The 21810-nt window shown below is 67.4% G+C and carries 15 protein-coding genes; 5 read left to right on the forward strand and 10 right to left on the reverse strand.

What is annotated here, in order from left to right:
* Positions 1 to 10: 10 nt before the first annotated feature.
* Complete coding sequence (gene betA / locus ACTT2I_RS14840) at positions 11 to 1681, forward strand: choline dehydrogenase (protein WP_421098992.1); 1671 nt, start codon at positions 11 to 13, stop codon at positions 1679 to 1681.
* Between the two features lie 59 nt (positions 1682 to 1740).
* Here betA and ACTT2I_RS14845 read toward each other — a convergent pair whose 3' ends face one another.
* Positions 1741 to 2619, reverse strand: a complete 879-nt coding sequence (locus ACTT2I_RS14845; RefSeq protein WP_421098991.1) for an EamA family transporter — start codon at positions 2617 to 2619, stop codon at positions 1741 to 1743.
* A gap of 72 nt (positions 2620 to 2691) precedes the next feature.
* On the opposite strand from ACTT2I_RS14845, the gene ACTT2I_RS14850 reads away from it, so the two are divergent.
* Entirely contained in the window at positions 2692 to 3171 is a 480-nt protein-coding gene (locus ACTT2I_RS14850) for an Lrp/AsnC family transcriptional regulator (RefSeq protein WP_293981941.1), read from the forward strand.
* A gap of 6 nt (positions 3172 to 3177) precedes the next feature.
* On the opposite strand, the gene ACTT2I_RS14855 is transcribed toward ACTT2I_RS14850, so the two are convergent.
* The 3 genes from ACTT2I_RS14855 to ACTT2I_RS14865 all read right to left on the reverse strand — a co-directional run bounded on the left by ACTT2I_RS14855 (position 3178) and on the right by ACTT2I_RS14865 (position 5691).
* Positions 3178 to 4266 (reverse strand): alpha/beta hydrolase family protein, encoded by a 1089-nt coding sequence (locus ACTT2I_RS14855; RefSeq protein WP_421098990.1) that lies wholly within the window; start codon positions 4264 to 4266, stop codon positions 3178 to 3180.
* Positions 4257 to 5108 (reverse strand): AraC family transcriptional regulator, encoded by an 852-nt coding sequence (locus ACTT2I_RS14860; RefSeq protein ID WP_421098989.1) that lies wholly within the window; start codon positions 5106 to 5108, stop codon positions 4257 to 4259. The genes ACTT2I_RS14855 and ACTT2I_RS14860 overlap by 10 nt, the downstream gene beginning before the upstream one ends.
* 103 nt (positions 5109 to 5211) lie before the next feature.
* The gene (locus tag ACTT2I_RS14865; protein WP_421098988.1) at positions 5212 to 5691 is read right to left on the reverse strand and encodes a VOC family protein; all 480 of its coding nucleotides are present in this window, start codon (positions 5689 to 5691) and stop codon (positions 5212 to 5214) included.
* A gap of 372 nt (positions 5692 to 6063) precedes the next feature.
* On the opposite strand from ACTT2I_RS14865, the gene fhuE reads away from it, so the two are divergent.
* Entirely contained in the window at positions 6064 to 8241 is a 2178-nt protein-coding gene (fhuE, locus tag ACTT2I_RS14870; protein ID WP_421098987.1) for a ferric-rhodotorulic acid/ferric-coprogen receptor FhuE, read from the forward strand.
* A 92-nt stretch (positions 8242 to 8333) separates the two neighbouring features.
* Here the strand turns inward: fhuE and ACTT2I_RS14875 are convergent, their stop codons facing one another.
* The 4 genes from ACTT2I_RS14875 to ACTT2I_RS14890 all read right to left on the reverse strand — a co-directional run bounded on the left by ACTT2I_RS14875 (position 8334) and on the right by ACTT2I_RS14890 (position 13004).
* Positions 8334 to 8492, reverse strand: a complete 159-nt coding sequence (locus ACTT2I_RS14875) for a hypothetical protein (protein ID WP_421098986.1) — start codon at positions 8490 to 8492, stop codon at positions 8334 to 8336.
* Positions 8493 to 8645: 153 nt separating this feature from the next.
* Positions 8646 to 9272, reverse strand: coding sequence for a LysE family translocator (locus tag ACTT2I_RS14880; protein ID WP_421098985.1), 627 nt, complete (start codon positions 9270 to 9272; stop codon positions 8646 to 8648).
* A gap of 216 nt (positions 9273 to 9488) precedes the next feature.
* A complete protein-coding gene (locus ACTT2I_RS14885; RefSeq protein WP_421098984.1) occupies positions 9489 to 12362 on the reverse strand; it encodes a TonB-dependent receptor in 2874 nt (957 codons plus the stop codon).
* 237 nt (positions 12363 to 12599) lie between these two features.
* The gene (locus ACTT2I_RS14890) at positions 12600 to 13004 is read right to left on the reverse strand and encodes an ExbD/TolR family protein (protein ID WP_421098983.1); all 405 of its coding nucleotides are present in this window, start codon (positions 13002 to 13004) and stop codon (positions 12600 to 12602) included.
* Positions 13005 to 13148: 144 nt separating this feature from the next.
* Between ACTT2I_RS14890 and ACTT2I_RS14895 the strand changes: the two genes are divergently transcribed.
* Positions 13149 to 15125, forward strand: a complete 1977-nt coding sequence (locus ACTT2I_RS14895; protein ID WP_421098982.1) for a transglycosylase SLT domain-containing protein — start codon at positions 13149 to 13151, stop codon at positions 15123 to 15125.
* An 83-nt stretch (positions 15126 to 15208) separates the two neighbouring features.
* Positions 15209 to 16435, forward strand: a complete 1227-nt coding sequence (locus ACTT2I_RS14900) for a multifunctional CCA addition/repair protein (RefSeq protein WP_421098981.1) — start codon at positions 15209 to 15211, stop codon at positions 16433 to 16435.
* A gap of 55 nt (positions 16436 to 16490) precedes the next feature.
* Here the strand turns inward: ACTT2I_RS14900 and ACTT2I_RS14905 are convergent, their stop codons facing one another.
* Together ACTT2I_RS14905 and ACTT2I_RS14910 are read right to left on the reverse strand one after the other, a co-directional pair.
* Complete coding sequence (locus ACTT2I_RS14905) at positions 16491 to 17579, reverse strand: S41 family peptidase (protein WP_421588815.1); 1089 nt, start codon at positions 17577 to 17579, stop codon at positions 16491 to 16493.
* Between the two features lie 154 nt (positions 17580 to 17733).
* Positions 17734 to 21726, reverse strand: coding sequence for an autotransporter family protein (locus ACTT2I_RS14910; RefSeq protein ID WP_421098979.1), 3993 nt, complete (start codon positions 21724 to 21726; stop codon positions 17734 to 17736).
* Positions 21727 to 21810: the final 84 nt, after the last annotated feature.

The raw sequence follows: 21810 nt of genomic DNA on the forward strand, positions 1-21810 counted from the left end.
AGACACCGCGATGAAGCGCGAATACGACTACATCATCATCGGCGCCGGTTCGGCCGGCAACACGCTGGCCGCGCGCCTCACCGAAGACGCCGGCGTCAGCGTGCTGCTGCTGGAAGCCGGCGGCCCGGACTACCGCCTGGACTTCCGCACCCAGATGCCGGCCGCGCTGGCCTACCCATTGCAGGGGCGGCGCTACAACTGGGCCTATGAAACCGAGCCGGAACCCTACATGGACAACCGGCGCATGGAGTGCGGCCGCGGCAAGGGCCTGGGCGGTTCTTCGCTGATCAACGGCATGTGCTACATCCGCGGCAACGCGATGGACTTCGACCAGTGGGCCAGCTTCGACGGCCTGGAAGACTGGAGCTACCACGACGTGCTGCCCTACTTCCGCAAGGCGGAAACACGCGACGTCGGCGCCAACGATTACCACGGCGGCGACGGCCCGGTCAGCGTGGCCACCCCGAAGAACGGCAACAACGTGCTGTTCCACGCGATGGTCGAGGCCGGCGTGCAGGCCGGCTACCCGCGTACCGATGACCTCAACGGCTACCAGCAGGAAGGCTTCGGCCCGATGGACCGTACCGTGACCCCGCGCGGGCGCCGCTCCAGTACCGCGCGTGGCTATCTGGACATGGCCAAGGATCGCGAGGGGCTGGAGATCGTGGTGCACGCCACCACTGACCGCATCCTGTTCGCCGGCAAGCGCGCGGTGGGCGTGCGCTACCTGGCCGGCAACAGCGCCGAGCCGATCGATGCCACCGCGCGCCGCGAAGTGCTGCTGTGCGCCGGTGCGATCGCCTCGCCACAGATCCTGCAGCGCTCCGGCGTGGGCGCGCCGGCATTGCTGGCCGCACTCGGCGTGCCGCTGGTGCACGACCTGCCCGGCGTGGGCGAGAACCTGCAGGACCACCTGGAGGTGTACATGCAGTACGCCTGCAAGAAGCCGGTCTCGCTGTACCCGGCGCTGCAGTGGTGGAACCAGCCGGCGATCGGTGCGGAATGGCTGTTCGCCGGCACGGGGATCGGGGCCAGCAACCAGTTCGAGGCCGGTGGCTTCATCCGCACCCGCGAGGAGTTCGACTGGCCGAACATCCAGTATCACTTCCTGCCGGTGGCGATCAATTACAACGGGACCAACGCGGTCAAGGAGCACGGTTTCCAGGCGCACGTCGGTTCGATGCGCACGCCCAGCCGCGGCCGCGTGCATGCCAAGTCACTGGATCCGCGCGAGCATCCCTCGATCCTGTTCAACTACCAGTCCACCGACCAAGACTGGCAGGAGTTCCGCGATGCGATCCGCATCACCCGCGAGATCATCGCCCAGCCGGCGCTGGACGAGTACCGCGGGCGCGAGATCAGCCCGAGTGCGGATTGCCAGAGCGATGCCGAACTGGATGCCTTCGTGCGGGCCCATGCGGAGACCGCGTATCACCCGTCGTGCTCATGCGCGATGGGCACCGATGCGATGAGCGTGGTCGACGGCCAGGGCCGCGTGCATGGCATGGAAAGCCTGCGTGTGGTCGATGCCTCGATCATGCCGCGGATCATCACCGGCAATCTCAACGCCACCACGATCATGATCGCCGAGAAGATCGCCGACCGGATCCGCGGGCGTGCACCGCTGCCGCGCAGCACGGCGGCGTACTACGTGGCCGGGGATGCACCGGCGCGGCGCTGAGGGCACCGCGCTCATTCGGTAGCCGCCGGCCGTTGGTCGGCGCTACCGCAGCGCCTGCATCAGGCAGGCGCACCCGGCAGCGGCACCACCACCCGCTTCGCCGTCAACGTGCTGCCTACCGAGGCCACCACGGTGCAGCCGATCGCCGCCCATTGCAGCGTGGTCAGGTGCTCGGCCAGCAGCCCCATCGCCAGCAGCGCGGCGACCGCCGGCTCCATGCTGATCAGGATGCCGAAGGTCTCTTTCGGCAACCGCTTGAGCGCCATCATCTCCAGCGACATCGGGATCGCGCTGGAGACGATCGCCACGCCGAGGCCGAACTGCAGGATCTTCGGATCCAGCAACGCCATGCCCGCATGCGCCACGCCCACCGGCACCACCACCAACGCAGCCGCGCACAGCCCCAGCGAGACCGTATGACCTGCCGGCAGATGCCCGGCGCGCTTGCCGAAGATGATGTACATCGCCCAGCACACCGCCGCGCCCAGCGCGAACATCACCCCGACCGGATCCAGTGGCTCACCATGGCCCAGGGGCAGCAGCAGCAACAGCCCGACCAGCGCGCAGCCGACCCACACGAAGTCCACCGGCCGCCGCGAGGACCACATCGCCACCGCCAACGGCCCGCAGAATTCGATCGCCACGGCGATGCCGAATGGAATCGTGCGCAGCGCCATGTAGAACAGCAGATTCATTACCCCGAGCGTGATGCCGTAACGGACGATCGCTCCGGCATCCGCGCGTGACGTGGTCCAGCGCCACGGCCGGAACACCATCAACAGCACCAGCGCCGAAAAGCCCACGCGCAGTGCGCTGGTGCCCTGCGCACCGATCAGCGGGAACAGCTGTTTGGCATACGAGGTGCCCACGGCCAAGGAGGTGACCGAGCCGAGCACGGCCAGGGCGGGGAAGAAGCTGGAGAGGCGGGAGGTCGACATCCGCACAGGATATTGCGCAACGGCCGAAGGAGATGCTCAATTGCAGGGGCCTTCCTGCATGTTTCACTCACCATGTCCGCCTTGCCCTACACCCCCGACAGCTTCGACCGCGCCATCCTGGCGATCCTGCAGCGCGACAACGCCACCCCGCAGCGCGAGATCGCCGAGGCGGTGAGCCTTTCGGCCCCGGCGGTGCAGCGACGGATCAAGCGCCTGGAAGAGACCGGCATCATCCGTGGCAACGTCGCCGTGCTGGACCAGGCCCGGCTGGGCCGGCCGCTGACGATCATGGTCGAGGTCCGGGTCGCCAGCGAGCAACCGCATCGGGTCGCGCCGTTCCGTCGCCGCGTGCAGGAGGACCCCGCCGTGCAGCAGTGTTACGCGATCACCGGCGACGCCGATTTCCTGCTGATCCTGACCGCCGCCTCGATGGAGGAATACGAGGCGATCAGCGAGCGGCTGTTCGGCAACGACGACAACATCGAGCGCTTCCGCACCGCGGTGGCGCTGAGCACGCTCAAGCGGGGGCTGGACGTTCCCCTCGCGGAGTAATCCGCGTCAGCGCGTGGCCGCCAATGCGGCATCGAACAACGCTGTTGCTTCCGTGATCGCGGCCCCGTGGGTGGCCTGCTTGTCCGCCGCCACCTGGCAGAGTGCACCGACGCGGGTCTGGCCCAGGGCGGTGCAGCTGGACAGGAAGTCGTAGTGCCCGACCGCGGGCAAGGTGGTCAGCGTCGCCTTGGGGAGTGCCGCGGCCGCGGTGTCGCTGTTGGTGGCCGGTGAGGCCACTGTGTCGGCCGCACCGACGATGATCGAGACCGGCTGGGTGACCTTCTCCAGCGCCTCCGGCGCAAAGGCCTGCACCATCGCCGGCGCGATCAGGAAGACGGCGCCCACGCCTGCGATGGCCCGATCGTCTCCGGCCCTGGCAACCCAAGGCGCCAACGCCGGTGTGCCTGCGGCAGCGACCCGCCGCGCCAGTGTCAGCCCCGGGGTCTCCGCCTGCGGGGCGCATACCCCATCGGCCGGATGCGCGTGGCAGAACGCCAGCAGGCGCTGCACGTCCGGGCGTGCACCTGCGGCAACCAACGCGGTGAATCCACCGGCCGAGTAACCTGCGATGCCCAGCCGGGTGGTATCCACGGCGGTCGCCAGCACGGGGTCGGCGCGCACGGCGGCCAGCGCCGCCGCCAGGTCGTCCACGCGGTTCCACATCAGGATGCTGCCGGCCTCGGTCATCGGCTCTCCCCCGTTGTTGCCGGGATGATCCACAGCGATCACCACGTACCCTGCCCGCGCCATCGCGGTGCCGAACCAGCCCATCATCCGTGCACTGCCACCGTTGCCGTGCGAGAGCAGCAGCACCGGCCAGCGCCCCCTGGCGATGGCGGCATCCGCGGCGGCCGTGCCCACCTCGAACAGCGGCGCATCGGGCGGCCCGATCGTCAGCGCGGTCTCCTGCGCCCCGGCCTGTGCCGGGTACCACACGGTGTAGCGCACGCTGTCGCGGTGGTCGGCATCGCGCACGGCCGCACTGGGCGTATGCGCGATGCCGTGGCGCTCGCCGACGGGTGGTACGGCCCCCGCGGCAAACAGAGGCAGGCAGAGCGCAATCAGCGCAGCACCACAACGGGCGGTCATTCGCATGGGTCACTCTCCTTGAGGTGCAGCGTGTCGGTCAGCGGCAGCCAGATCTCCACCCCGCCGTGGCCGCTGCGGTCATCGAAGCGCGTGTCGTAGCGCTCCAGGTCCGGTGCATCGGCCAGGGTCAGGCCGGAAGCCGGCAGATAGTCGTTCAACAACCAGAACCAGGTAGAGCGGATCGCGGAGATGTGCCCGGCATGCCAAGCCACCAGGTACTCGCGGGGCGGAATCAGGATGGCCTGCCAGCCGGCGGGCACGGGCGCGCCGGCACTGATCTCCACACCGGCGATGTAATCAAAGCCCCCTTCGGCATCGTTGTTGCCACACACGCCATACGCGATCTCCGTGCCCAGCCCATGCGCTTCCTCCAGACGCTGCCATTGCGAGGGAATCGATGCGACGGTCGCGGCGGTGTGCCGTGCCCCGATCCCGGCCACGCGCAGGGCGCCGCGGTGCTCGCGATGGGGCTCGATCGCGCAGGGTATCGAGGTATCGACCAGTCTCAGCGCCTCGACCAGCGCCAGGCCGGCAAGCCCCTGCGCGCGCACCTGCTCCGGGGAACGCCCGAACTGCTCGGAAAATGCGCGGGTGAATGCCGCATGCGACGCATACCCGGCGGCGATCGCCACACGGAGGATGTCACTGGCCCCGGCCGCCAGTTGGCGCGCGGCCTCGGTCAGCCGGCGGCCGCGCAGATAGCGCACCACCGACGTGCCGGTGCTGAGCTGGAACAGCCGCGAGAGATGGAACGGCGACACCCCCACCACGCTGGCGATAGCGGCCAGCGACGGATTCTCAGCGAAGTGGCTTTCGATGTACCACAAGGCCCTGCGTGCCGCACCCATACCGCCAGATCCATGCCGATGAACGGGTGCGCAGCGTAACCCAGCGCGCGCCGCGTCATTTGATCGTTCTTGCTGTCCGCCGCAACAGGCCGCACACCGTGACTCAACCCTTCACCGCGGCCTCGATCGCGGCCACGTCGATCTTGCGCATCGTCATCATCGCCTCGAACGCGCGCCGGGCCACGCCGGGGTCCTTGCTGGTCACCGCATCGGTCAGCACGCGCGGGGTGATCTGCCAGGACAGCCCCCATTTATCGCGACACCAGCCGCACGCACTTTCCTCGCCCCCGTTGCCGACGATCGCAGCCCACAGCCGGTCCGTTTCGGCCTGGTCATCGGTGGCGATCTGGAACGAGAACGCTTCGCTGTGTTTGAACGCCGGGCCGCCGTTGAGCCCGATGCAGGGGATGCCGGCGACGGTGAAATCGACGGTGAGCACATCGCCCTGCTTGCCGGAGGGAAAGTCACCGGGTGCATGGTGGACGGCGTGCACCGCGCTGTCCGGGAAGGTCGCGGCGTAAAAAGTAGCCGCCTCCAGTGCGGTGCCGTTGAACCAGAGGCAGATCGTGTTCTTGCTGACCATGGGCGTCTCCTGCAGAGGGTGGATAGCGCCTGCTCACCGTAGGCGCCGGCGTGTTAAGCCTGCGCGCGGGTGCGGGTGCGGCGACGACCCGCACCTCCGTTCGGCAACGCGCGGTCGCGCTTTGAAAGATGAATACGCACTTCTTTGCGCTGCGTGCGTGCAGCCCGGCGCCCTGCCGGATGCGGTTGCTGATGCGAATCATTGCTATTACCATAGTGTGATCCGGGTCGCGCAAGGGATGCGCACCCGTGAACAGTTATCGAGCCCGCGCCGGGTCACCGCCCCCGCCAGCCGCTTCCTGCCCCCACCCCGCTCCGCCGCAGGCCATCCAGGACGCCGGCCATGCCCGTTGCCGCCATTCTGGAAACGCCGATGCCCCGCTCCGCCCACGTGCTGTCCCGCCCGTCGATGCTCCGTCGCCCGCTGCCGCAGGCCTTGATGGTGGCCCTCGCCCTTGTCGCCGCGCCTGCGTTCGCGCAGGACGCCACGCCCGATGCCACTACCCTGGACAAGATCGTGGTCAAGGGCGAACGCGCCGAAGGCTATTCGGTCCGCAAGACCTCGGCCGGCACGCGCTTCGATCTGGCCCCGCGCGAAATCCCGCAGTCGGTCAGCATCATCAGCCACCAGCGCATCGAGGATCAGAACCTCGATGACATCATCGACGTGCTGGGCAACACCACCGGCGTCAGCAGCACCCAGTCCGATACCGAGCGCACCGAGTTCTACGCGCGCGGTTTCTACATCGACAGCTACCAGTTCGACGGCCTGCCGACGCAGATGGTGCAGAACTGGAGCTACGGCGATTCCGGGCTGGACCTGGCCCTGTATGACCGCGTGGAAGTGGTGCGTGGCGCCACCGGTCTTCTGAGCGGCGCCGGCAACCCGTCCGCCTCGGTGAACCTGATCCGCAAGCATGCCGACAGTGCCGAACTGACCGGCAGCGTGTCGGTGAACGTGGGCAGCTGGGGCCGCACCCGCAGCACGGTGGATGTGACCACGCCACTGAACGCCAGCGGCTCGGTGCGTGCCCGCGTGATCGGCAGCTACCTGGATACCGAATCACAGATGGACCGCTACGACCAGCACAAGACGCTGGGCTATGCGGTGATCGATGCCGACCTGACCCCGGATACCCAGCTGAGCGTGGGCTACGACTACCAGCAGAAGCGGGCCAATGGCGCGACCTGGGGTGGCTTCCCGATGCTGTTCTCCGACGGCAGCTCCACCGGTTACGACGAATCGTTCAACGCCAGCCCGAACTGGACCTACTGGGACACCACCAGCAAGCGCGCCTTCGCCACCCTGGAACACGGTTTCAACAACGGCTGGAAGTTCAAGATCGGCGCGACGCATGACGAGACCAACGCCGACGACAAGCTGTTCTACCCGGCCTACAACGACTGGACCACGGGCGCCTCGAACTTCGACAAGACCACCGGTGCCGGCATCTCGCCCTCGGCGGGCTTCTACAACACCGAACGCAAGGTCGACGCGGTGGACGGCTTTGTCGACGGCCCGTTCCAGCTGTTCGGCCGCGAACACCAGTTCATGGCCGGCCTGAGCTACAACAAGCGCGATTACGCCAACTACGGTGATTACCAGGTGGGCGGCGCCGGCCTCGCCTGGGATCCCTTCTCCAGCTATCTGAACTGGACCGGCAACATCAGCGAGCCGAACTGGAACGCGCTGGCGCTGGCCAGCGAAGGCACCATCACCCAGAAGGCCGGCTACGCCGCCACGCGCCTGTCGCTGGCCGATCCGCTGAAGCTGATCATCGGCGCGCGCTACACCGACTGGAAGAGTGAAGGCGAAGGCGCCGACCGTTCGCACAAGGTAACCACGCCGTATGCCGGTCTGGTGTTCGACCTCAACGGCACCTACTCCACCTACGCCAGCTACACCGAAATCTTCCAGCCGCAGATGCTCAAAGACCGCAACGGCAGCTACCTGGATCCGGTCGATGGCAAGAGCTACGAAGTGGGCGTCAAGGGGGCCTGGTTCGATGATCGCCTGAACGCGTCGCTGGCAGTGTTCCGCATCGAGCAGGACAACGTGGGCCAATCCACCGGCGAACCGGTGATCGGCGGCAGCAACGGCGAAACCGCCTACATCGCCGCACGCGGCACCGTCAGCCGTGGGTTCGAGTTCGAGCTCAATGGCGAACTGACCCCCGGCTGGAACGCGACCTTCGGCGCCTCGCGCTACGTGGCCAAGGACATCAACGACGCGGACATCAACACCAACCTGCCGCAGACCACCATCAAGCTGTTCACCAGCTACACCCCGCAGTCGCTCACCGCACTGACGGTCGGCGGCGGTGCCAACTGGCAGAACCGGATCTATTACCCGGTGCCGGCCTACGGCCGTATCGAGCAGGACGGCTACGCGCTGGTCAGCGCCTTCGTGCGCTACCGCATCTCCCCGGAGTTCAGCGTGCAGGCCAACCTCAACAATCTGCTGGACAAGAAGTATCTCTCGCAGATCAACGGGTACGGCGCCTACGGTGATGGTCGCAATGGCGGCCTGACGTTTACCTGGTCGTTCTGATTTTCGAGACAGACCTACAACGCGAAAAAGGGCCGGGACTTCCCTGCCCTTTGCGTTGTTACACGCTCAAGGGCTTCCCCCGGCGCGTCCGCTCACCCGGCACGCCTGCGTAGGTGAAGTCCTACCGCCATCAACACGACGGCGGTCATCGCAGCACCCGGCATCGCCACGCCGTTCCAGAGTTCCATCGCGCCGTAGGCGGCGTGTCCCAGCGCTGCGATCTGCAGTCTGGCAGAGAGTGTCTTCTTCATTGCGTTATCGTCCGTGTCTGCCGCATTGGCACTCAACAGACTGGATGCGCCTGAGTGCAGCGATGCCACGGAATGAAGCTGGTTTTATGCGTTGATTCCGCCCACCAGCGCGCCATGGACGTCCCTGGCGTCCGGGCTGCCGCATGAGTCCGACTAGGGCCGCGCGCGCAGCAGCGCCAACCCGAACCCGATGAAAATCGTACCCACCACGCGGTCGAACATCTTGCGCAATCCGGGCTTGGCCAGATGACCGGCCAGCCCGCGCCCGCCAGCTGCATACACCGTGTACCAGAACATCTCCATCAGCGCGAAGGTGCCCACCAGGATCACGAACTGTGGCAGCTGCGGCTGGGTGAGATCGACGAACTGCGGCAGGAATGCCGAGGCGAACAGCAGCAGCTTCGGGTTGCTGATGCCGATGATGAAGCCGTCGCGGAACAAGACGGTGCGTGAGCTCGGCACCAGCGCCGTGGTACTGCCGACGTCGATCGGCGCATCACCGCCGCGCCACGCCTTGATCCCCAGGTACACCAGATACGCCACGCCCGCGTAGCGCAGCACATCGAACACCATCGGCGAGGCCTTGAGCACGGCACCCAGCCCGGCGGCGGAGATCGCCAGGGCCAGCACCAGCGCGGTCAGGCAGCCGGCCATCGCCGCAATGCTGCGACGGAAACCCACGCGCACGCTGCGGGTCATCACATGCAGCATGTTCGGGCCGGGCGTGCCGCACAGGACGAACACGGTGACGGCGAAGATCCACCAGGTATGCAGGTTCATGGCAATGCGGTTCAAGAGAAGGGGAGCGCCGGCCGCTGACCGGCTCCCCATGATGCCTGACGCAGAAAGCGCCGGCCGCAAAACCGCACGGAATGGCCGGTATGCGCAACACAACTGTCCGGCGTTGAGGCCGCCTGGCAGGGCCCGGCGCTCCCAGGGCGTCCCGCGGGGCGCCGTGTTGGCGCCCCCACGGTACCGCACCGCATCAATCCCCGATCAGAACCGCAGGTCCGCGCGCACGTACCAGTACCGGCCGCGCGGGATGTCATAGGTCGAGGCGTCATAGCCGTTGAGCGAGCACGACAGGCAGATCGGTGGATCCTTGTCGAACACGTTGTTCAGGCCGGCGCTGAGCTGCAGCCCTTTCATCCAGTCGATCTTGTAGCCCACCTGCATGTCGTGGAAGGTGGTCGCCGCCAGTTCGTTGGTACCTTCGGCCTGGTTGCTGCAGATCGGGAAGGCGGCCACGTCGCCGCACTCCTCGGTGAGCTTGGAGATGTGGCGCACCGTCCAGGAGGCGTTCCAGTTGGAGAGGTTCCAGCTCAGCGTGGCGTTGCTGGTCCACTCCGGGATCGAGCTGTCGGCCACTTCCACGCCGGGCTCCTGCGGCTGCTTCTGGCCGGCGGCCCCCAACGCCTCGTAGCGACCGACGAAGGTGTTCTGCCAGCCCAGCTTGAACTGGCCGATCTCCGTCTGCGGCAGGGTCCAGAACAGATCCACATCCCAGCCATCGGTCTTGATCGAGCCCAGGTTGGTCAGCCGGTTGTTGAAGCTGCTGACCGCACCGGTGGAAGCGCGGGTGATGCCACTGCAGTACAGCGGGTCCAGCGTGTCCACGCACAGGTCGAGCTGGGTCTGCGCGTTGATCGCCTGGATCGCACCTTCGATGTGGTGGCGGTAGAACGTCACCTCGACATCGAAGCGCTCCGACCAGGACGCATTGCTGCCGAACCACGGGCTCCACACGAAGCCGGCGCTGAAGCTGCGCGAACGCTCCGGATCCAGTTCCGCGTTGCCGCCGGTGGTGACCGAGATCTGCGAGTTGGCCTGCTGGAAGCCCCCCGGCACACCGAGCGCGGCACAGTTGGCGGCACTGCCGCGCGGCGGCGTGCCGCCCAGCCCGACCGAGCACGGGTCGAACAACTGCAGATCGGCGCGCGCGGCCGAGCCGTACAGTTCGCCGATCGACGGCGCGCGGAAGCCTTCGGCATAGCTGGTGCGCAGCACGAAGTCATTGGTCACCTGCCAGCGCAGGCCATACTTCGGCGTGAACTCGCCACCGAACGTGGAGTAATCCGAGTAACGACCGGCCAGGCTCAGGTCGAGCTTCTCGCCGAGCGCGCTCTTGGCGAAGATCGGCACGCTCAACTCCAGGTAGGCCTCGTTGACGTCGTAGGAACCCGAGGTGGGCAGCGACGGCACGCCGTTGTAGTGGCCGATCACGGTCAGCGGATCCGGATCGTAGCGCCCCTCGTACTTGCGGTACTCATACCCGGTGGCAAACGAGACCGGGCCGGCCGGCAGCGTGAACAGTTCGCTGCTGAGATTGGCGGTGAACAGGCTCAGCTCGTTCTGGCTGCGGTCGCGCACCACCGGCTGGATCCAGCGCAGCATCTCCGGGGTGATCGAGCCGACGCCACCGAAGATGTTCAGCGGGACGCAGCCGGGCGTGGCCGCGCAGATCGCCGGATCGCCCAGCGCCATGTTGACCTTGTAGATGTCGTAGCTGCCGTAGTTGGTCTGCTCGGCCTTGTTCTTGCTGTACATGCCGTTGAGGTCCCAGAACCAGCTGCGGTCCGCGGCCTGGAACTGGCCGACCAGCCCGGTGGCGAAGTACTGGGTATTGACCTCCTGCTCGAACACGCGCGCGCCGCCTTCCACCGGGCGACGGCCGATCAGGCTCATGTTGCCCGAGGCGACCAGATCGAAGCCGAACGGGTTGTACGGATTGAGCCCGGAGACGACGATGTTGTCGGCCAGCGGGTTGCCGGTGGCACCATCGGGCCCGAAGAACAGCGGCTCCGGGCCCGCCTGGTTGGTGGACTCGCGACGGTTGCCGAGCGCCTTGATGTACCACTGGATGTCGTCGGTAAGGTCGAAGCGGAACTGGCCGAAGATACCCTTCCGCTCGGACGGGGTGAGCACCATGTTGTACTCGGCGAAGTTGAAGCGGTCGGCCGAGGTGAAGCAGTGGTAATCATCGCTGCGGGTGCAGCCGGCGCTGCCGTCGTAACGCGGGCTGCTTACGCCGGTATTGGGCACGATGTCCTGCTTCGCGCCGGTGTTGGGATCAACGAAAGAGAAGCGCCCCTGCGGAATGCCACCGCTGCCGAAGGCCAGCCCGGTGCCGGGAATCGGGAAGCGCGACTGCTCGCGATCGCGCGCATATACTGGGTCCTGCTTGGTCCAGCTCGCCCCCAGGAACAGGGTGTAGCGGTCACCGCTGGTGCCCCAGGCCAGGTCCACGCCCTTCTGGGTGCCATCGCCCTTGGTGTACTCGCCGTAATTCATCGTCACCTGCGCGCCATCGAATTCGCGGCGGGTGATGATGTTGACCACACCGGCGATCGCGTCGGAGCCGTACAGCGATGAAGCGCCGTCTTCGAGCACTTCGATGCGCTCGACGATGGCCAGCGGAATGGTGTTCAAGTCTGTCGCCGCGCCCACGCCGGACGCGGAGGATTCATTGACCCAGCGGATGCCGTCGACCAGCACCAGCACGCGCTTGGCGCCCAGGTGCCGGAGGTCGACCTGGGCCGAGCCCGCGCCGACACCGCTGCCATCGGGGGGGAATCCGAAATTGCCCGACGAATTGAATTTCGCATTGAGCGCCGAACCGGAGCCGGTCAGCTGCTGCAGCACATCGCCGATCGAGGTCAGGCCGGTGCGCTCGATCTCGGTGCGGGTCAGGGTCTGGATCGGCACCTGCCCTTCCACTTCGGCCCGCTTGATGCGGCTGCCGGTCACTTCCACCCGGTCCAGATCGGTCGTACTGCGTGGTGCGTCCTGCGCGCTGGCCAAGGCCGGCGCAGCCAGCAGCAGGCACAGCGATACGGCAACCGCCAATGGGCGGTGATGCAGGTTGTTCATTCGCTCTCTCTCCAAAGCAATGGTGGGCGGGACTGCCGCTCCCCCTGCATGGCGGCAGTGTCTCCTTTGTAAACAACCTGTAAATGTGAAGGAGTGACGCGCGCCTCGTTTTCACGTGGAAACGACAAAGCCGACTGCGCAGCAGCTGCCCTTGAAAGCCACGTGACCTTGGGCCTGGGAATAAAAAACGCCCTTGTTTCCAAGGGCGTTGTGCAGGCGCCAGGCAGTATCCGGCGACTACTGGACGAAGGCGATCCGCTCCATGCCGGCGTTGTTCGCGGCCGCCAGAACCTTGGCCATCACGTCATAGTGCGCGTCGGGATCGGCTGCGATGCGCAGCGCGGGCAGGTTCCCGGCGTAATCGTGAGCCACCTCCTGCAGTCGTGATTGAAGCGTTTCCACGGCGATCGGCTGGCCATTCCAATACGCCTGATTACCGGCATCGACCCGCACCTCGATCGGCGCGGGTGGCCACACGGGTGGTACCACCGTGGTGGGCTGGGGAAGGTGGACGGGAATGGGCAACGACACCATCGGGGCGGTGACGATGAAGATGATCAACAACACCAGCATGACGTCGACCAGCGGAGTGACGTTGATATCGGCCAACGGTCCTGCGTTTCCTGCTGCGCGGAATGCCATGGTCTGCTCCTTGACAGGGGGCCGGCTGCCCCAAGGCCGAGACTACGCCGACCGCCCTGCGCTTCCCTGCCATGGCAGGGATCCGTTCATGCTCGAGTCGGCTTGCCCTCACCGCCTTTCACCGGGCCCCGTTATGCTTTCCGCATGACTCGACTTCCCCTGTATTTCTTCAGCGCGACCGTCCTGCTGGCCTGCTTCGGGGTCAGCCCGGTGGCCGATGCCCAGAACCTGGATGCGCAGCGCGCGCAGCTCAAGGCCGTGATCGACAACGCCGAGCGCGGTCAGTTCGACCCGGCCCAGGCCGCGGCACTGAGCAAGCACCCCCTGTATGGCTGGGTGGAATTCGCCAACCTGCGGCGCAACATCGATACGGTCAGCAACGTGCAGGCGCAGGATTTCCTCAAGCGCTACAACGGTCAGGCTGTCGCCACCAGCTTCCGCAACGTCTGGCTGCCGGCGGTGGCCAGGCGCCAGGATTGGCCGACGCTGCTGGCCAACTGGACGGACACCTCCAATGTCGGCCTGCGCTGCGCCCAGCTCAATGCGCGCCAGGCCACCGGCAAGGCCGATGCGCAGTGGGTCACCGAGGCGCAGGCGATCTGGCGCAGCACCGGCAAGTCGTTGCCCGATGCCTGCGATCCGGTGTTTGCAGTCCTGGATGCAAAGGGGGGCATGAACGCCGAGCTGCGCTGGGCGCGCATCGATGCCGCGGCCGACGAGCAGCAGCCCGCGGTGATGCGCAGCGCCGCGCGCGGGCTCCCTGCTGCCGATCTCGCGCTGGCCAACACCTATGCCGCCTTCGTCGACAAGCCCAATGCCAGCGCACTGAACTGGCCACGCAATGAGCGCAGCCGACGCATCGCCACCGATGGCCTGGCCAAGCTGGCCAAGGCCGATCCGGGCGCGACCGAGCAGCAACTGCCGCAGTACGCCGATGCCCTGCAGCTGAGCGCCGCCCAGCGCGCGCAGGTGCTGTACCAGATCGCGCTGTGGACGGTGGCCTCGTATGGTCCCGAATCCGCCCGTCGCCTCAATGCGGTGCCAGAATCTGCGTATGACGAACGCCTGCACGAATGGCGCGCGCGCGAAGCGCTGTCGCGGGGTGACTGGCCGGCGGCGCTGACGGCGATCCGCAAGATGGGCCCCACCCAGCGCGCCGACTCGCGCTGGCGCTATTTCGAAGCGCGCATGCTGGACAAGACCGGCAAGCGCAGTGAAGCGCAGGCCGCCTTCCGTGAGGCGGCCCGTGCGGCCACCTTCCATGGCTTCCTTGCTGCCGACCAGCTCGGCCAGAACTACACGCTGTGCCCGTGGGAACCCAACGACAGCGCCCAGGCGCAGGCGGCGGTCGCGCGGGACCCGGCGATCGTGCGGGCGATGGAACTGTTCAAGATCGATCGTGCGGGCTGGGCCGTCGCCGAGTGGAACGACGCGCTGAGCCGCTACGACAACACAGAGCGCCGCCTCGCGGTGGAAGTGGCCCGCGACAACGGCTGGTTCGACCGTGCGGTGTTCTCGCTCGGCAAGACCCCGGACGAGCAGCGCCTGTACTCCCTGCGCTTCCCGCTGCACCACGACGATAGCATCCGCCGCGAATCCGCACGCAATGCGATCGACCCGGCCTGGGTGGCTGCGGAGATCCGTGCCGAGAGCATCTTCAACCCGAAGGCGCGCTCGCCGGCCAATGCGATGGGCCTGATGCAGGTCCTGCCGGCCACCGGCGCGGCCGTGGCCAAGTCGATCGGCCTGACCAACTACGGCGGCGCGGCCAGCCTGTACGACGCGGACACCAACATCGCCATCGGCACCGCCTACCTGCGCCAGCTGATGAACAAGTACGAGGGCCTGCCCTACGTCACCATCGCCGCCTACAACGCCGGCCCGACCCCGACCGCCCGCTGGCAGTCGCAGCGCCCAGGCTTCGATCCGGACATCTGGATCGAGACGATCAGCTATAAGGAAACCCGCGAGTACGTCGCGCGCATCCTGGCCTTCAGCGTCATTTACGACTGGCGCTTGAACGGTGACGCGCTGCCGGTGACCGACCGCATGAACGGCCGCCTGCAGGTCAAGCGCAAGACCTTTGCCTGCGCGGCCAACGCCGACAAGGGCGGGGATTGACTGGCGCCGGCATGCCAGCCGGCGCCGCAGAATCCGGCACCACCGGTTGGCATGGTCTTGGTCCACTGCGGCATCATGGGCACATGAAAATCTATCTGGTTGGCGGCGCCGTGCGCGACCGCCTCTTGCAGCATGCTCCCGGCGACCGTGACTGGGTCGTGGTCGGCGCTACCCAGGCGCAGATGGAAGCGCAGGGGTACAAGGCCGTGGGCCGCGATTTCCCGGTGTTCCTCCATCCTGATACCGGTGAGGAATATGCGCTGGCCCGCACCGAGCGTAAATCCGGCCGCGGCTATCGCGGCTTCGTGGTCGATGCCGATCCCGCGGTGACGCTGGAAGAGGACCTGCAGCGCCGCGATTTCACCATCAACGCGATCGCCTGCGATGAAGCCACCGGTGAACGGGTGGATCCGTATGGCGGCGTGCGCGACATCGAGCAGCGCGTGCTGCGCCATGTCGGCCCGGCCTTCGTCGAGGATCCGCTGCGGGTGCTGCGTGCGGCCCGCTTCATGGCGCGCTTCGCACCGCTGGGCTTCACCGTGGCCGACGAGACGATGGCGCTGATGCGGGAGGTCGCCGCCAGTGGCGAGCTCGACGCGTTGGTGCCCGAGCGCGTGTGGCAGGAACTGCGTCGCGCCCTCGCCTCGGCGCGGCCGTCTGCCTTCCTGCGCACCCTGCATGACGCCCATGCACTGGGCGCGGTCCTGCCCGAGCTGGAGGCGCTGTATGGCGTGCCACAGCGCGCGGAGTTCCACCCGGAAGTGGATACCGGCGTGCACCAGGAAATGGTCAGCGACATGGCCGCACAGCTGGCGCCCGGCGACGATCTGATCGGCTTCGCCGCGCTGACCCATGACCTCGGCAAGGGCCTGACTCCGCCGGCCGAATGGCCGCGCCACATCATGCACGAGCAGCGTGGTGTCGCCCCGCTGCGCGCGCTGGCAGAGCGCCTGAAGGTGCCGGTCGATCACCGCCAGCTGGCCGAAGCGGTTTGCCGCGATCACCTCAACGTGCACCGCATCGAGGAACTGCGCGACGCCACCGTGCTGGAGCTGCTCGGCCGCTGCGATGGGTTCCGCCGCCCCGAGCGCATCGCGCAGATCGCGCTGTGCTGCGAAGCCGACAAGCGCGGCCGGCTCGGCTTCGAGGACAGCGACTACCCGCAGGGCGAAACGCTCAACCGCCTGCACCAGGCGGCGTTGGCCGTGCAGGCACGCGATCTGGATCTGACTGGGTTGAAGGGCCCGGCGGTGGGCGAGGCGTTGGCCAAGGCGCGGGTGAACGCGATCAGCGCGGTGCGTACACGCTGATCGGTGGGTCGCGGCGATGTTTGGCCCAGTCAGATCCAGCTGGGCCGATGCCGCCTCAGCGGGCGCTGGCTGCGCACGCCGGCTGCGCCAGCAGCCAGTCCCTTGCGGCCGCCGCCGCATCCTCGCCCTCACCGACCACCACATCCGGGGCGATCTTCCTGCCATCGCCCTGCCCGTTACGGTCGACCATGACGTTGCCGGTGACCAGCAAGGCGCTTCCATCCGGCAGCCGCTCGGTCCGGTTACCCGTAGATAAGCCTGCCGTGGGCTGGCCGAAGCTTCGGGTTGTGGCACGCCCACGGAACGCCAGTGCCGTTGCTTCGCCCGAGCTGGCGGTGCGTGGCCCGAGCAGTACCGCCACCGGTGCGCCGGGATGGCGCAGCCGATACTCCGCCGCGCCGGCATCGAGCATTTTCTTCTGCTCCTGCCACACGGCACCGTCGTGCAATGACCATGACCGTTCCGAGTCCGCCGTGGTGAATGCACCGACCCGCGGCGGATGGCCATCGGCCTCTTCCAGCAGGGGTGCCAGGCCAAGCAGCATCGGCCACATGTTGCCACCGCCGTTGCCGCGCAGGTCTACCACCCAGCCGCAACGCTCCGCCTGATCCTTGCTGCGGATGGCGGTCTGCAGCGTGCCTGCAAACGCAAGACTTGTCCGCTGCCAGGCCGCGCTGTCGCCCGGTCCACTGCCGCTGAATGCGCCCACCGTCATCCAGCCGATGCGGCGGCCGACCGTATCCATGTCGCGCTGCTGAGCCGTGCGTTGCTGCATGGCGCCGGGCTCGTGCGTGCGCTGAGTTGCAGACGGTGCCGGAGTTGCAGCGACGCTGCCGCGGCTCGAAGAGGACTGCAGCAACGGGTGCGTCGGCGGCAGCCACCGCCCATGCCCCCCACTGCTCACCGCGATGGCATCGCGCACCTGCTGCCAGGTCTGCGCGGGATCGGCAGTGGCAGACTGCAGGCGCGTGCGTATCGCCTGCCAGTCGACCTTGTCGCGGTACAGCGCTTCGCGCTCCAGTACCTCCACGATCCGCGCCTGTATCGCAAGCGCCGGCATCTCCTGTGCGTTTGCGACCGGTGCCAGCAGCACACTGGCGAGCAGTGCCGGGAGCGCCCACCGGCACCGCATTGAAATCCCCATCGTGCTACATCCGTGTAGTTGAGTTGGCCGCAGCATACCGCTGCAAACGGCCTTGGGGACAGCACAGGCCCTTCCGATGATGTGCCAGCTCAACGGGGGAAGGCACGTCACCCGAACCGTTCAACGTGCCATGGTCAGCCCGCGGCCAGCCACCTCACCAATCCAAGCGCAGCCCGAGGTTGCCTTCGATGCTCTTGCGCTCCTTCTGATCGCTGCTTTCGAGGTCCCGCGTGTAATCGGCCACGGCGAAGGCGCTCACATTGGCGTTGAAGCGCGCCACCACGCCGACGCCCACTTCCAGTGCGCGGACGCCCTGTTGGTTGGTCAGCTGATTGGTGCCGAAGTTGATGCGGTCCTCGCCATCGAAGGTCTGCCAGTAATTCACCTTGAGATACGGCTGCCAGCCATTGCCGGCCAGGTTGTAGTCGGCCGCCAGGCGCAGGCCGACCCGGCCGGTCCAGGCGTTGTCGTTGTCGTAGCTCACCGTGGAAATGCGGTCGGCACTGTCATCCAGTGCGCTGCGCTGCCAGATCACCTGCGCCTGCGGTTCCAGCCACCAGGCCGATTGCCCGAGCTGCAGCAACGGCTTGCCGACTTCCAGTGACGCCGTGGTGCCATCGCCGCGCAGGTCGATGCCCAACCCGCGTGCGGACCAGGCGTTGCCGTCGTAACGGCTCTGCATCACCACCGCGTCCAGATAACCACCGGCACTGCCCACGCGGGTCCAGTACAGGCCGACATGCTTGTCATCCAGACGGGTGCGGCCGACGGCGACGTTGTCCCAGCCGATCGCAAAACCGTTGACGTTGCCCTGCGCGCGGGTGCGCCCGACAAATACGCCGACCTGATTGCGCGCGTGATCATCGGCCGTGGCGTACAGATCAACACCGGCCTGGATGCCTTGGATGTCACCATCGAAGCTGGGCTTGGCATCGCCTTCCCAGTGCTGCTCATGGCTCTGGCCGATCATGCGTGCCCACGCAGCGCGGAGACCGCCCTGGCCGGCGAGCAGGCGCTGTTCGCCCTGGCGTTCGTGGAAGGTCCCCAGGCTCAGCAGGCTGGTCTCGCGCAGCAGCGGCGGCACCACGGCATACGTGGCCGCTTCCACGCGATACAGCGGAATGATGTCGCCTGCCGCCGGCACGGCGCCCGGGGTCGGCGGCACGGCCAAGGGGCCGGGAACGGCTGCGGGCGTGGTCGGCACTGGCGGCGGGGCGTCGGCCTGCGGCGGCGCTACCGGTGACGGTTCCGGCGGCGGCGGCGGCGGCGCGGGCTCGGGCGCGAGGGGGTCCGGGTTCTCCGGGACGTCCGGCGAAGGCGGCGGGGCCAGTGGCGGCGGTGGGGTGCCGGCATCCTGCGGCGGCGGGGGCGGCGGCGTCACCGTCGGCACGCCCGGCGGGGCCGGCGCCGGCGCCGGCGTGACACCGGCCACCAGGGTCGAGCGCAGGTACCAGTTCTCGCTGCTGCCAGCGCTGACGCCGCCCTTGAACAGGAAATACTCGAACGCCCCGGCCGCGATCGGGTTGTACAGCGCGAACGCGTTGGGCGCAGTGCTCGCCCCGTTGATCGACTGCACGACCAGGATGCCGTCGGCCCTCGTCGCCGCGCCGCTGCCCCCGGCATTGAGGATGCCCAGCCCGGTGCTGCCGCTGGCTACCGCATTGGAGATCACCAGCCGATCCGAAGGCGCACCGTCACCGGCCAGCACCGACTGCAGATACACCCCGCCGTTGTTGCCCACGTAATTTCCGTTGACGGTGAACGCATCGCCCGGACCGCTGCTGCCATTGCTCAGATCGATGCGACCGGCATTGATCACGTTGACCTGCTGGCCAGCGGTGAACGTGCGCACGTTGGCATTGAGGCCACCCGCGAAGACGGTACTGGTGCTGTCGATGTCCAGCGTGCCGCCGGTGGTGGTGAAATCGGACAGCACCAGGTCGCCATCGAAGGTCAGCTGGCTGCTCTGGCGCAGATTGATCTGCTCCCAGCCAGTGAACCGCGCGACCCCGGTGGTGTTGACGTTGTTCATGGTCAGCAGATCGGTGCCCAGCCCCCCGGTGAACAGCGGGATCGCCCCCAGATGGCTGTTGTTGAGGTTGCTCAGGGTGGTGACGTCGTTGCCCTCGCCCATGTCCACCGTGCCGTAGACCACGCCGCCGCCGGACCAGTCCAGACGATCATTGCCGGTACTGGCGCGGATCTCGCCGCGCACGGTGCCGCCGGTGATGGTGATGGAATCATCGCCACCGCTGACGCTGATGTTGCCGCCGATGTAGCCCTCGGAGAGGATGATGGTGTCGTTGCCGAAGCCGGTGACGAGGTTGCCGTCGATGGTGCCGCCGGACATGTCGAAGGTGTTGTTCTCCAGCTTCATGTTGACCCGGCCGATGCGCCCGCCGGTCATCTCGGCATAGTCGCCATCGTCGAAGCCGCCGATGATCTGGCCGCCGGTCATGCGGAAGCGGTCGGTGCCGTCGCCCTGCAGCAGCGCCCCGATGGTGCCGCCGGTCATGATGAAAACGTCCTGTCCGCCGCCCTGTTGCACGGTGCCGGTGATGGTGCCGCCGCTGATCTCGAGCTGGTCGACATCGTCGCCCTGGTCCACCGAAGCCAGCGTGCCGCCGCTCATCAGCAGGACATCGGCGCCCGCCCCCTGGGTGACCGCGCCGGCGATGCTGCCGCCGAGCATCTGCAGCCGGTCGTTGCCCAGCCCCTGCGCCAACGTGCCACCGATGCTGCCGCCCGGGCGCATGATGGTGGTGTCGTTGCCCGCGCCTTGATCGACGCTACCGACGATGACGCCGGAAACATCGAGCAGATCATCGCCGTCGCCGAGCAGCGCTGAGCCGGTCAGCCGGCCGTTGACGATCAATGACTGCGCGCCACCCGCGCCGATCACGTTCGCCGCGCCCCCGCCCTGCTGCTGCAGCGTTCCGTTGATCTGCAGCGTGGTGGCGTTGGCCATGGTCAGGCTGGCGGTCTCCAGCGTGTTGCCCAGCACCAGGGTGCCGCCGTTGAGCGTGCTGGCGCCCCCCACGCTGTTGAGGCCGGTCAGGGTGAGCGTGCCGGCACCGGTCTTGTCCAGCGCGCCGGTGCCGTTGATGCTGCCGGCATAGCTGCCGTCATCGGGCTGGGTGAAGCGGACCAGGCCATTGTTGGTCACGCCGGGCGGCAGGCTCTGCGCCCGCGCCTCCAGAATGCCGGCCGGATCGACGATCACCGGCCCGGTGTAATTGGCATTGTTGCCGGTAAGTGCCAGGGTGCCCTGCGCCACCGTGGCCACGGTCACCCCGGTGATGGTGCCGGTCAGTGTCCACTTGCCCGCATCGTTCTTGGTCAGCGACTCGAAACCGACGAAATTGCCCGGCAGTGTGGAATCGCCGGTGCCGCTCAGGAAGATCGCGTCGTTGCCGGCGCCCCCACTGAAATTGCCGGTGATCGACGATCCCGTATACAGGCGCAGGATGTCGTTGCCGCCGGCCAGCGAGATGTTGCCGATGACCTGGCCGCGGTTGGTGAAGTCCAGCGCGCCGTTGCCGGAGCCGCCGATCACCGTGCCCGGCGCCTGGATGATGCCGGTCTCGGTGTTGATCACGGTGTTCAGGCCGGTGGTGTTCTGCGACCAGATCGCCACGGCGTTGTTGGCGCGGATGGTGCCGCTGTTGAGGATGGTGTTGCCCGCGCCCTGGAAGTTGATCACTTCGGCACTGCCCTGGCTGCCCAGCGCGAGCACCTCCCCTCCGGCATCGACGGTCAACGTGCCGCCGGTGCGGAATTCCAGTGTGTTGCCGCCCGCGCCGAACAGCCCCGGCGCGCTGACTGCGGTCGCGCTGACGGTGGCACCGGTGCCGACGTGGATGGTGGCGTTGTCGCGCAGCGAGATGGCGTTGGCGTCCCCCACCACCAGCTTGGCACCGGCCTGGACATCCGCCGTGCGTCCATCCTCGATGGCGATGTTGCCGTTGCCGACGCGGGTGACGTAGGGATTGGGTGCGGCCGTGGTGCAGGTGGTGGTGGTGCCGACGGTAACGCAGTCTGCCTGTGCGCCGAACGAGGCCAGCGCGACGGCGCTGCCCAGCAGGCAGCGTGAACGGAGCAGCGCGGCAATGCTGAGCGCGAGGGGGTGGCGGGTGGACCTGGGCATGCGGCTTCCTCTGGACATCACGGAGGGCGGCGGCGTGACAGGTCATCGAAGCCCCCTGCTCCTGACTGCACGCATCACCATGAA

Origin of the sequence: Stenotrophomonas sp. PUT21, from assembly GCF_052232875.1 — a bacterium.
In the GTDB taxonomy this organism is placed as follows: domain Bacteria; phylum Pseudomonadota; class Gammaproteobacteria; order Xanthomonadales; family Xanthomonadaceae; genus Stenotrophomonas; species Stenotrophomonas maltophilia_N.

Excerpts from the sequence above, each read along its gene's own strand:
- betA (WP_421098992.1), top strand. The coding sequence starts at position 11 with ATGAAGCGCGAATACGACTACATCATCATCGGCGCCGGTTCGGCCGGC.
- ACTT2I_RS14845 (WP_421098991.1), bottom strand. The coding sequence starts at position 2,619 with ATGTCGACCTCCCGCCTCTCCAGCTTCTTCCCCGCCCTGGCCGTGCTC.
- ACTT2I_RS14850 (WP_293981941.1), top strand. The coding sequence starts at position 2,692 with ATGTCCGCCTTGCCCTACACCCCCGACAGCTTCGACCGCGCCATCCTG.
- ACTT2I_RS14855 (WP_421098990.1), bottom strand. The coding sequence starts at position 4,266 with ATGCGAATGACCGCCCGTTGTGGTGCTGCGCTGATTGCGCTCTGCCTG.
- ACTT2I_RS14860 (WP_421098989.1), bottom strand. The coding sequence starts at position 5,108 with ATGGGTGCGGCACGCAGGGCCTTGTGGTACATCGAAAGCCACTTCGCT.
- ACTT2I_RS14865 (WP_421098988.1), bottom strand. The coding sequence starts at position 5,691 with ATGGTCAGCAAGAACACGATCTGCCTCTGGTTCAACGGCACCGCACTG.
- fhuE (WP_421098987.1), top strand. The coding sequence starts at position 6,064 with ATGCCCCGCTCCGCCCACGTGCTGTCCCGCCCGTCGATGCTCCGTCGC.
- ACTT2I_RS14875 (WP_421098986.1), bottom strand. The coding sequence starts at position 8,492 with ATGAAGAAGACACTCTCTGCCAGACTGCAGATCGCAGCGCTGGGACAC.
- ACTT2I_RS14880 (WP_421098985.1), bottom strand. The coding sequence starts at position 9,272 with ATGAACCTGCATACCTGGTGGATCTTCGCCGTCACCGTGTTCGTCCTG.
- ACTT2I_RS14885 (WP_421098984.1), bottom strand. The coding sequence starts at position 12,362 with ATGAACAACCTGCATCACCGCCCATTGGCGGTTGCCGTATCGCTGTGC.
- ACTT2I_RS14890 (WP_421098983.1), bottom strand. The coding sequence starts at position 13,004 with ATGGCATTCCGCGCAGCAGGAAACGCAGGACCGTTGGCCGATATCAAC.
- ACTT2I_RS14895 (WP_421098982.1), top strand. The coding sequence starts at position 13,149 with ATGACTCGACTTCCCCTGTATTTCTTCAGCGCGACCGTCCTGCTGGCC.
- ACTT2I_RS14900 (WP_421098981.1), top strand. The coding sequence starts at position 15,209 with ATGAAAATCTATCTGGTTGGCGGCGCCGTGCGCGACCGCCTCTTGCAG.
- ACTT2I_RS14905 (WP_421588815.1), bottom strand. The coding sequence starts at position 17,579 with ATGGGGATTTCAATGCGGTGCCGGTGGGCGCTCCCGGCACTGCTCGCC.
- ACTT2I_RS14910 (WP_421098979.1), bottom strand. The coding sequence starts at position 21,726 with ATGCCCAGGTCCACCCGCCACCCCCTCGCGCTCAGCATTGCCGCGCTG.